Source organism: Janthinobacterium sp. UMAB-60 (assembly GCF_900095235.1).
Lineage (GTDB): Bacteria > Pseudomonadota > Gammaproteobacteria > Burkholderiales > Burkholderiaceae_D > Janthinobacterium.
Genome location: NZ_LT607504.1, coordinates 1 through 1501, shown reverse-complemented (window position 1 = coordinate 1501; position 1501 = coordinate 1). Strand labels below are relative to the sequence as shown.

The window sequence follows — 1501 nt, the reverse complement described above, 5'->3', positions numbered from 1 at the left end:
CGGCCCAGGGCCGTTACCTGACGCCCGACCCGCTGGGCCTGCGCGCCGGCACCAACAGTTATGTCTATGTCGCGGGGAATCCGCTCAAGTATGTCGATCCGAACGGGCTGATCCTGTTTGCGTTTGATGGGACGGGCAACAGCGAACATCCGAAGCCGGACAGTTCGATTTCCAATGTACTGAAGTTCTACGAGGTCTATGACGAAATTCAAAATGGAAAGAAATTCTATATCACCGGCATCGGCACCACCAACCAGGATATGCCCTACGCCGGCAGCGCCATTACGGGCGAAGGCTTCGACCAGCGCGTGAGCCTGGGATTGAAATTTCTCAACGACTACATCAAAGAAAGCGCGAACACCGGGCTACTGGATATTGACGTGGTGGGTTTTAGCCGTGGTGCAGCCGAGGCACGCTTTTTTCTCAATGTCGTTGCTGACAACCTCAAGAAAAATGACGGCGCCTATGTCATTGATGGCAAGAGCCGCTGCCTGAACCTGCGCTTCGAAGGCTTGTGGGATACCGTGCCGCATCTCGGCATATTGCATCAGGACGAAAAACAATATTTCTTTTTAGTACCGGCCGCCGTCAAATACGCGGTGCACGCCGTGGCGCTGAACGAACACCGGGGCGGCGGGGATGACTTCGATCTGCGCTCCATCATGGACAGACCCGGCCAGACCAGTTCGGCGAACCGCCTCGAAAAGGCGTTCATCGGCAGCCATTCCGACATCGGCGGCGGCTTCGGCACGGGTGACCTGTCCGATGTAGCGCTGATGTGGATGGTTGAACAGGCAAAGGGACAGGGAATCGCCATAAGCGAAAAAAAACTAGAAAAAAATGGATGGGACATCATCACCAACCCCATCTTGCATGACCGTAGCGGCAACAGATTCTCTGACGGCGATGCCACTTTCACACGATACGTTACTTATGAAAATGGCCAGGAAGTTCTGCAGACTAACGCGGTCTTTGATGGCAAGCGGACCTCCGACACCACTGGAGTTATCAACTTATTCCCCGATGCTTACAAGTGCGGCACGATCGCCAATCCCGATATCGGGCTGGTGGACATGAACAAGTACAAGCTCTGGCTGGCCAGTTATGGCTTAAGCATGACCACCGCCCCTACCATCAACACTTCCTGCAAGGCACCATCATGAAAACATATCTGCTCCAGACGATTTGCTTCCTGGCGACCGTCGTCCTCTGCACAGCCTGCTCTGTAACACGCTCACAGGACGGCCCCGGCATGATCGTGACCTTCAGTAACGGCATCCAAGGAAAAGAGGTCGACGTGCTGCGCGCGCGAACCGCGAACAGCATATTTTTTCCGACCCCTGGCTCCCTGGGACCGGCCAAGAACCCCATGAAAGACGGCGGGGCCACCATGGGTGCCGCACCGGATGGACGCGAACTGCCGCAATGGGTGGAGTTCGAGTGGCAGGTATGGCCCTATCCCTACCCGGACAGGCCCTCTGATCCTGTAGCGCGGCAAGTC

At 56.1% G+C, this 1501-nt stretch carries 2 protein-coding genes; both read left to right on the top strand.

Features of this window, described 5'->3' with window-relative positions:
* Positions 1 to 1163 (top strand): phospholipase effector Tle1 domain-containing protein (locus tag K0F86_RS25280; RefSeq protein ID WP_219136886.1); only part of this gene is annotated, 1163 nt, incomplete at its 5' end.
* Positions 1160 to 1501: hypothetical protein (locus tag K0F86_RS25275; protein WP_219136885.1), on the top strand; the 342-nt coding region annotated here is incomplete at its 3' end. The genes K0F86_RS25280 and K0F86_RS25275, both read left to right, overlap by 4 nt.